The following is an 8494-nucleotide window of genomic DNA, read 5'->3' as shown; positions in this document are numbered from 1 at the left end:
GGCTCGTTCTGGACCGGGTTGCTGGCGAACGGCACCAGCCGGGCGGCGGTGCTGGTCGGGATCGCCGAAAGCAGCGAGTCGCTCACCCACAATGCCAGCCTGCCGGCCTAACATCCATTCAGGGAACCCCGCGCGTTGAGTTTCAACAGACGGTTGGGGTGCCGTAGGTGCGTCTGAGGTGTAGCAAGCCTTGGACGCCGGGTCACAAACAGCTCGGTTCTGCCTGACAGCCAAGTGCGGCCAGGCAGAATTTTGCTTTAGGTCTTGGACAGATCGTAGATGTAGTGGCACGTGCCCGTGCTCACGCGGGCTACCATGGCCTTATTGGTAATCTTGCCAGACAAGAACACTGTACCATTCTGTGCAGTGAACGCGCCGTCCTGCATCACAGGCGCGTAGAGCGTCAGCGAGGCTGACGCCGGCCATGTTACAGCGCCGTTCGCGACCGTGAGCTTGCTCGACACCGGTGCCGTTGATGCGCAGCTATTTGCTGCTGCATGAAGGGCCGACATCGTTCCAGAATAGCTGCCATCCAATGCCGAAGGACTGGTGCCCGGCACTGTGTACATGTTGCACCCAGCCAACAATGTGCAGGCAGCAATGGGGAGGATCTTGCGCAACATTCTATATTCCTAACAATTTGGTAATATAGATGTAATCCCACGTTAATGTGATGAGAGCAAGCGGATTCTGCGCCCCAGATCTGCAAATCGTGCATGGCTTTCGAGCTGCCGACAATCACGGCCTCAAAGAGTTATTCAACGATCAATGCTGCGATGCAGCAACGGTGTCGATTGATTGACGTCGGCCATGCCTCCCTCAAACCCTCCCTACCGTGAGGAATGCGCCGAGCGCATCCTCGCCGAAGGGGTGATCGTATCGTTGACATTCACCCATTGCCGGAGCCCAGGCCCTTGTCGCCGCTACGCCCGAATGCCGATCATTCCTATGACTGCGCTCGGAAGTCTGCCGCCCACATGGAAATGCTCCTGTCGCTCCCCGCCGGCCGGTCTTGGACCGCCGGGGCGGGACTACATGCCGCGATTATGAGCGTTATGTTGGGCGAGGAAACGCAGCCGATCGAGGAAAAGGTGATGTCAGGGGATAGGGAAGGGCCTTGTGTGACGCAAGCCGGGACGTCGGCCCGCAAAGGGGCTGAGATTGATATCGAAATGCTTGTGCGCAAGATACCCACCGGATTCTGCGACACAGCGGAGGGGAATAATTGCGGTTGAGCAGCCGCTTCGCCTCGGCCCGAGCGCAAGACAAGCTGAGCCCAACGAACACTGTCTGGGCCAGACAACGAGGTTGATGGCGACTGGAGTAACCAGCCGCCACCTCGCTCCAAGCTAACGCTGAACCGGGCCGCCGCAACGATGGTCGTCATCTACGCCCCAAGGACAAGACAATTGCAAAAAACCAACTAGTTTTTGTTAATTCGTCCGGTCTATCCTCTCCGGATAATCATCGTGGGAGCGCGGTTGGATGAGTCGATCGCCTAAAGAGGCCATCTGCCCGCGAGCCATCCTGGCGCAAGCTCAGCATCTGATTGCGTCCGCCATCGGCCAGCGGGCGATCACCCACGCGACCATCAACGAGACGCGCGCTCTGATTGAGGAGTGCCAGAAAACGTGCGAAGCGATTGCCCAGCCCTTTGAGCCCAGGGTCGCCACGAGTGTGACATCGCTGTTGCGCGCGCTGCCCGCTGACGGGGGCTGGATGGATGGCGCGGGGAAGTATAGCCGCCTCCTACATGAACTGCTCGACACAGGAACGACCCTGATTGAGGAGCGCGTTCTCGAGAAGCCGTGCGCCGACGGCGGGTGGGAAGTGCGCTTATCGGAGCGTGGAATGCTTGAGCGTCAGGAATGTGAACAGGGCGATTTTCTGATCCCTTATTGACCCGGCATCGGTGGATTTGGGTGAAAGCCCTTACGCCGGGCCTTTGCGGTGTCCGTTACTCTCCTACGACGGCTCAACGCCGGTTTGACTTCGCTGCATACATCCCTCCTTGGCCACAGGCTGCCCCTAGTGCTTCAAACACAGCCGGGTCCTTCACGCCCCAACTTTCATGACGGCCACTCAAATGGTGGAGCCGCGTCAAAACGCCGTTTGGATGCGTCATTCAGATCCAAGCCCGCCTCGTGGCACTCGGGTATTGCCGCATAATGATTATCGCGGCGGTGCTAAAGGCCGTGCTGGCGCGTTGGGAACGCGGTTGAAACAAGGAGTGACCATGATAGACGCGAGTACAATCAAGGAGCATGCCCAGGTCATCGGGGCTGACGGGATCCATGTTGGGGTTGTTGATCACGTAGATGGCAACAGGATCAAGCTCACCAAGCAAGACTCGGTTGATGACAAACATCACTACATCGCAGCTAGCCTTGTGGCAGAAGTGGAAGATGGCGTCGTTCGACTGTCGGCCAATGCCGATGTCGCGATCGGCTTTGAGGAAGACGCCGAGTAACTGCGGACCGTGAGTTCGGAAGTAGAGCGCTAGCATTCACCCCCACTCGTTGCATTCTTACCGCCTGCCTATGCACCGACGGCCGGCCATGACTCTTCGCAACGGTTGCAACCAATCAGTGGCCGGCCGCTTATGGCTGCTATGCAGCTCTTCCCCCGCCGTGTGTTGTTAGCAGCGCTCGCATTGCCGGCCTTGGAGGGTTGCGCCGCGTCGTTCCCGGCGGTGGCGGACGGCGCAATCAGCCTCCAGTCCATGACGCTGCTGCGAGCCAGCGCTGCAGCCCATGGTGTGCATGCCTACGAAACGTTGACCGACGTGAGCGTGAGCTACGCCGGCGAATGGCGCGCGTTGGTGAACACTTTGCAGCCGGACTTGGTTGATGCCGGCTTCCGCGGGCATTCGCAGGAGCGATTGCTGCCGCGAGGGCATCTGGTGGCGCAAGCCTACACGGGCCCGAAAGGGCGCAAGCAGGTCGTCCGCCGTACGGCCGCCGCCAAGGCAGGCGGGGTACGTGTCTGGCTTAATGGCCAGGAGACCCGCGACGGTAATCGACGTAACGCGGCTGCGTTGGTCGCCGACGGTTACACCCTCTTCCTCTGTGGCCCAATTCTGCTGGTGGCGGCATGGGCTGCAGATCGCCAGGCGGCGATGCAGCCGGCGCCCCCGCAGCGGATTACCGTGGGTGATCAACAGCATGAATGTGACGTCATACAGCTTCGATTGACGCCAGGATTGGGACTGTCCCGCACCGACCAACTCACCGTGTTCATCGACCGGCAGGAGCGGCTGATGCGCCGGGTGCGGTTCACGCTGGATGGGCTGGACTCGACCCGGGGCGCCGTCGCCGAGGTCGATACTTGGGGCCATGTCACGCTGCACGGCGTGCGCTGGCCCACCAGGTTCCACGAACGCCTCATCCGCCCGATACCCCTTCCGGTGCACGATTGGCACATGACCGGGCTGGATGTGAACCGCGGATTTACGGCAGCCGACATCGACGCGGCCGAGTTCGCCGGCAGCGCTGCGGCTCCGGCTACGTCGCTCACCTAGGCGCGGTTGTTTAGTCCCACTGTGTTATGGTGCCATGCTGGCCGATGACGGCCCAGGAGAGTTCTATGGCAACGGCGCCCTTCGTTCGGACTGTGATCCTCGCCGCTTGCAACAAATGGATCGAAAACCCAACGCAGGAGCAGGGACCGGCTATGTCGTTGCAACAGGGAAAACTGGATCACGTTAAAATCCAGGCGCTTCGAAGCATGGCTGCAAATTCAAGCGGTGATATCATCCTCGATACGTCAGAGGTGATGCTGCTTGGGCCATTTTTGCCAATCCCGTAGGTGGGATAGGGCCTCCGTCGGATCTGCGCAGTTCTCGTCCAACACGAGCAAACGAGGACTTCGGTAAGCCACCCCAACTCAAGAAGCCGGTGCATGAAATTTTGGATAGCGATTGCGGTACCAGTTGGGCTGGGTGTTGGTGGATTGCTGTGGTTCGGGATGGTGCATTTGCGCGACCGCTGCGGTCGGGGAAGCGTGACCGACATGCTGGCCAAGGTCATCCCTCACGATCAGGACAATGACGGCCTCGTCATTTCCAACGCGCACCTCCTACGAGGTCAATTCTTTGCATTTCCCTATCAATGCGAGGCGGATAGCACTCCTCTGCGCGGCGGAATCGATTTGACCGAGCAGCGTTGGAAGCATGTCGAGTTCGAGGTATCCCAGTTGAATGGCCACATCGCACTTCGCGTGCTCAGCCCGTAGAAATGGCAGTGGCGATGACGGGCTGAGGCGAGTCTTGGCGTGTATGAAACGCCTAAATGACCAGGTTAGGCGCAGGCAAAGTTTCTTTCCCACTGCTATCAACCGTGCCATTGTTGGCATAGGCTTCGGAAAGCAGGTTACATGAGAGTAATGTTAAGTCTCGGACTGGTTGTGGCTCTTGCCGGATCAGCCAATGCGCAGTCGATGTCTACCCGCGTGCGTGGAACTATTGCATCATTCAGCGGCAAAAGCCTTGTCATCACCGAACGCGGCGGCCAGAATATCACCTTGGCGGTGCCAGATGACGCGCGGGTGACGATCGTCTCGAATACCACGCTGGCCGATGTAAAGCCGGGTAGCTTTATCGGGTCCGCCGCAGTCGCTCAGCCAGACGGCACGCTGAAAGCGCTTGAGGTTCATATTTTTGCCGAAAGCATGCGTGGATCTGGAGAGGGTAACCGCCCGATGGATATCGCGCCTCAAAGCTCGATGACCAACGGCACCGTTGGCACAATCGCGGGTAGTGATGGACGCACCCTGACGGTGAAGTATGGGTCTGACGGAGAAAAGAAAATCACCGTGCCGACCGATGTTCCGATCGTATCCTACGAACCAGGGACGCTCAGCCTGCTCGTGCCCGGCGCCAACGTCACGGTTATCCCGACGAAGGAAGCCAACGGCACGCTGGATGCCAGCAGGATCAATATCGGAAAGAATGGCATGAAGCTGCCATTCTAATCCACTTCCGTCATCGTCTCAATTCCGGCTGATCGCGGTGATAGACATTCGCTAGTCTCGGCTGCGCAGGACGATGTGTTTGCGCAGCCGATAACGAGTTTACGGATTTAAACGATCACATCTAGCCCGCTTTATGTGTGCGCAGCCATGCCAGCATGCGCGTCCAGGCATCATCGGCATCTGTCTTGTTGTAGCTAGGACGGTAATCTGCGTGGAAGCCGTGCGCGGCATCCGGGTAGACGATGATTTGGGCGTCCAGTCCGGTGCTCTTGGCAGCGGCTTCGGCTTGCTTAATCTGCTCCGGGCTGCTGCTGGGGTCCTTGGTTCCTGCATATAGGCCGAGGATTGGACACTTGATCTGCCCTGCTACGTCCAACGGACCCTTGGGCTGGATCGCTGTCGGCGCGCCACCCATCGGGCCATAGAATGCAACGGCCGCCTTCAACTTCGGGTTATGGGCAGCATACAACCACACATTGCGGCCACCGCGGCAGAAACCGATGATCGATAGCCGTGCAGGGTCGCCATGATTGCTGGCGGCCCATTCGGCAGTTGAGTCCATGTCGCTCATCAACAGACCATCGGGTGCCCGGCTGATGATCTGGCCATCAAGCTGCATGGCACTGGTCATGTCCTGCAACTCACCTAACCGCGCGTAGTACTCCGTCGCGACGGCGAGGAAACCCTGCTTGGCAAGCCGGCGGCAGATATCCTTGATGTATTCATGGACACCGAATATTTCTTCCACCACCAGGACCGTTGGAAATGGCCCCGCGCCTTGTGGCCGGGCATAGTAGGCGGGTAGCTGGCTGTCACTGGTGGTGATCTTCGTCTCACCTGCGTCTAGCCCGGCTGTGTCGGTCTGAATTGCCTGGGCATCGACGCGTGTGGTGGCGAGCGTAAATCCGCTGATCAGGCTACTCATGACGAACCCGCGGCGCGCTAGTGGAAAGCGAGTCAACCCGGCAAGCTCGTTCATGTTCTACTCCTGTTACAATGGCCACGCATTCACTTGAACGGCCACCGTGGAGCAGCCGCATCATGTCTCGACACCATGGACGCGTTTGCAGTTGATTTATTCCCCGACAGGTGGAAATTACTTCCTGTTCATGTTCCAGCCTCAGCGATCTTGGCCAGCCATTCACGGGAGGCTTCGCCCGTTGGGAAAGTCGAGCGTGCGTCTGCATTATCTTACTCCGGCACGCTGGGACTGCCGCGACTTCATCGACCGGCGAAGCTGCATTCACGCTTGAAACAGCGAAGGGCCTTGCGACTTGGCGGGTTGCTGCCGAGAGTGTTGGCCGCGTCGCGCGGCGCCGGAATATCGCCAGGTCCTTGGCAGACGATCGAATGATGGAGCGGATATGGAAATCAAGCTAGACGGTCGTGCGGCCGTGATCACGGGTGGTAGCAAAGGCCTCGGATTGGCGATCGCGACCCGCATGGCGGCCAGTGGCGCCGATGTCGCGCTGCTGGCGCGTCGGCCGGACGTGCTGGAAGCAGCGCACGCGGTGGTCCGAACCAGGGCGCGCGGTCGTGTCCTAGCCGTATCGTGTGATGTGTCGAATCCGCAGGAGGTCGCGCGGGCCTACGGCGAAGTCATGGCCGGGTTAGGCCGGGTCGATATCTTGGTGAACAACGCTGGGACATCGCAGACCGGCGCCTTTACGACCATTACCGATGAGGTGTGGCAGGCCGATCTCGACCTCAAGCTCTTTGCCGCCATCCGTTTGGCCCGGCTGATCTGGCCGCAGATGGTGGAACGCCGCTGGGGCCGGATCATCAACGTTCTGAATATCGGCGCGAAAGCACCAAAGGCCGGAGGCGCCCCCACCGCCGTGTCACGGGCGGCCGGTATGGCCCTCACCAAAGTGCTGGCGGGCGAGGGCGCTAGCCACAACATCCTGGTCAACTCTTTGCATGTCGGTTTGATCGAGAGCGACCAGTGGGCCCGCCGGCACGCCCAAACGCAGACCAACCAATCCTACGACGATTTTCTTGCCGGGATGGGCACCGGCATCCCAATGGGCCGTGTCGGCACGGCGGAGGAATTCGCCAATGTCGCATGCTTCCTGGCTTCGGATGCGGCCGGCTACGTCACGGGAACGGCGATCAACGTCGATGGGAATTTGTCGCCGGTGATGTAACTCTTGCTGCGTCGGACCTGAACACTTAGCTGCCCGAGCAGGTCAAGAAGGGCACCTGGTATTCCGGGATATGACGGTCCTCCGACATGAAGGTCGCCCCTTCCGTGATAGCTTGAGCGATGAGCAGATGATCGAACGGATCCCTGTGGTGAGCCGGCAGGGCGGCTAGGCATAGGAGGTGCGCCAGGTCGATCGGCAGCAGGTCGAGCGCCTGCGCCTCGATCTCGTTGAGGATGTCCCGCATGTCCGCCGCCAGCTTACCAACCCGAACCTTTACCTGGATTTCCCAGAGCGAGACGACCGACACCAATATCTCGTTCGCCGGGTCGGCAATCAGCTCCCGTGCATATGAACCGAGTTGAGCATCGTCTGACAGCCACCAAAGGAGGGCATGCGTGTCGAGGAGGAGCCTCAATTCCCCTCCATGGCGTCTAGGACGTCAGGCGGCAGCGTGTCGAAGTCTGGCGGCAGCTGGATCTTTCCACGTAGAGCACCGGGCTGTCGACGAGGCGGCGGTTGAGGTGGCTGGATGATCGCGACCACTTCGTCGCGCGACGTGACGATGAACGACGAGCCGTAGCGGACCTCACGCATGAAGCCCGCAAAATTTCCTCGGAATTCACGAACGCCGACCCGCTTCATGGCACGTGGAGCGCTCTTATCATGCTCTACCATGGCATCGGCTCCGATGTAGACACCACGTGTGTACACACTCGCGGCCAAGCTGTCAACGAAGGTTCAACCGCTCAGGTCGCTTCCTGCAGGTCTGGTCTACCTGCAAGAGGTAATAGGCGCCCGCAATGCGCGGGCGCCCTTTGCTACTTAGCCTTCGACTTAGCGTGCTCGCCACTCTTCCCATGGGCATCGCTCGAAGCCTTGTGGGCCGTCTCGGAATGGCCGTGCGCTGACTTGGAGTGCTCTTCACCCTTCGCGTGGTCACCCTTGTCATGGTGCTCCGCGGCGGTCCGGTGCGACTTGGCGGCGGCTTCGTGTGACTCTGCAGCCTTGGTGTGTGCGGTCTTCGGCATAGCGATCTCTCCTATGTTAACCTCGATGAGAGCGAGGCCTTGGGTTCCAGTCCGATCGAGTCTGGAACCTCGTCGCTAACTTCAATCGCGCAGTGGAGTTCGCATCACGCTCGCGGTAGCTTCGGCTCGGCCGCCGCCGCTGTCCGAACCGCCATGGCGCGACGATGGCTATATGCTGCGTAGACGGCCAGCCCCAGTACGAACCACGCCGCAAGCCGTAGCCAAGTCGTTCCCGGCAGCGACACCATCATCAGCAGACAGATTGCCACGCCAAGAAGCGGCACCACTGGGCCACCGGGCGCGCGAAAGTCCCGCGACTGGTCTGGTTCCCGCATGCGAAGCACCAAG

The 8494-nt window shown here is 59.9% G+C and carries 13 protein-coding genes; 8 read left to right on the top strand and 5 right to left on the bottom strand.

The genetic code is table 11. From position 1 onward, the window contains the following. Nucleotides 1-111, top strand: a 111-nt coding sequence (locus GSQ76_RS32890; protein WP_408837208.1) for a DUF4214 domain-containing protein, incomplete at its 5' end; no start/stop codon positions are given. A gap of 146 nt (nt 112-257) precedes the next feature. Here GSQ76_RS32890 and GSQ76_RS24335 read toward each other — a convergent pair. Beyond that, complete coding sequence (locus GSQ76_RS24335; protein WP_158746693.1) at nt 258-623, bottom strand: hypothetical protein; 366 nt, start codon at nt 621-623, stop codon at nt 258-260. 862 nt (nt 624-1485) lie between these two features. Here GSQ76_RS24335 and GSQ76_RS24330 point away from each other — a divergent pair. The 6 genes from GSQ76_RS24330 to GSQ76_RS24305 all read left to right on the top strand — a co-directional run bounded on the left by GSQ76_RS24330 (nt 1486) and on the right by GSQ76_RS24305 (nt 4971). Further along, nucleotides 1486-1902 carry a hypothetical protein gene (locus GSQ76_RS24330; protein ID WP_158746692.1) on the top strand — a complete coding sequence of 139 codons (417 nt, stop codon included), beginning with the start codon at nt 1486-1488 and terminating at the stop codon, nt 1900-1902. 334 nt (nt 1903-2236) lie between these two features. Next, the gene (locus GSQ76_RS24325) at nt 2237-2470 is read left to right on the top strand and encodes a DUF2171 domain-containing protein (RefSeq protein ID WP_158746691.1); all 234 of its coding nucleotides are present in this window, start codon (nt 2237-2239) and stop codon (nt 2468-2470) included. Nucleotides 2471-2653: 183 nt separating this feature from the next. Beyond that, a complete protein-coding gene (locus GSQ76_RS24320) occupies nt 2654-3520 on the top strand; it encodes a hypothetical protein (protein WP_158746690.1) in 867 nt (288 codons plus the stop codon). A 65-nt stretch (nt 3521-3585) separates the two neighbouring features. Continuing rightward, complete coding sequence (locus GSQ76_RS24315; RefSeq protein ID WP_158746689.1) at nt 3586-3807, top strand: hypothetical protein; 222 nt, start codon at nt 3586-3588, stop codon at nt 3805-3807. A 93-nt stretch (nt 3808-3900) separates the two neighbouring features. After that, nucleotides 3901-4233 carry a hypothetical protein gene (locus GSQ76_RS24310; RefSeq protein ID WP_158746688.1) on the top strand — a complete coding sequence of 111 codons (333 nt, stop codon included), beginning with the start codon at nt 3901-3903 and terminating at the stop codon, nt 4231-4233. A 150-nt stretch (nt 4234-4383) separates the two neighbouring features. Beyond that, nucleotides 4384-4971, top strand: a complete 588-nt coding sequence (locus tag GSQ76_RS24305) for a hypothetical protein (protein ID WP_216851276.1) — start codon at nt 4384-4386, stop codon at nt 4969-4971. A gap of 121 nt (nt 4972-5092) precedes the next feature. Here GSQ76_RS24305 and GSQ76_RS24300 read toward each other — a convergent pair whose 3' ends face one another. Beyond that, nucleotides 5093-5950: a dienelactone hydrolase family protein gene (locus tag GSQ76_RS24300; RefSeq protein ID WP_158746686.1), complete on the bottom strand. Its 858-nt coding sequence runs from the start codon at nt 5948-5950 to the stop codon at nt 5093-5095. Nucleotides 5951-6335: 385 nt separating this feature from the next. Between GSQ76_RS24300 and GSQ76_RS24295 the strand changes: the two genes are divergently transcribed. Next, entirely contained in the window at nt 6336-7118 is a 783-nt protein-coding gene (locus tag GSQ76_RS24295; protein WP_158746685.1) for an SDR family oxidoreductase, read from the top strand. Between the two features lie 25 nt (nt 7119-7143). On the opposite strand, the gene GSQ76_RS24290 is transcribed toward GSQ76_RS24295, so the two are convergent. The 3 genes from GSQ76_RS24290 to GSQ76_RS32140 all read right to left on the bottom strand — a co-directional run. Continuing rightward, the gene (locus GSQ76_RS24290; RefSeq protein WP_158746684.1) at nt 7144-7533 is read right to left on the bottom strand and encodes a type II toxin-antitoxin system VapC family toxin; all 390 of its coding nucleotides are present in this window, start codon (nt 7531-7533) and stop codon (nt 7144-7146) included. Further along, nucleotides 7530-7760 (bottom strand): type II toxin-antitoxin system Phd/YefM family antitoxin, encoded by a 231-nt coding sequence (locus GSQ76_RS24285; RefSeq protein ID WP_254070611.1) that lies wholly within the window; start codon nt 7758-7760, stop codon nt 7530-7532. The genes GSQ76_RS24290 and GSQ76_RS24285 overlap by 4 nt, the downstream gene beginning before the upstream one ends. A gap of 490 nt (nt 7761-8250) precedes the next feature. Next, nucleotides 8251-8494 (bottom strand): amino acid permease C-terminal domain-containing protein (locus tag GSQ76_RS32140; RefSeq protein WP_272482689.1); only part of this gene is annotated, 244 nt, incomplete at its 5' end.

This window comes from Acidisphaera sp. L21, assembly GCF_009765685.1.
Classification (GTDB): domain Bacteria; phylum Pseudomonadota; class Alphaproteobacteria; order Acetobacterales; family Acetobacteraceae; genus LMUY01.
This window is presented reverse-complemented; position numbering and strand designations above follow the sequence as displayed.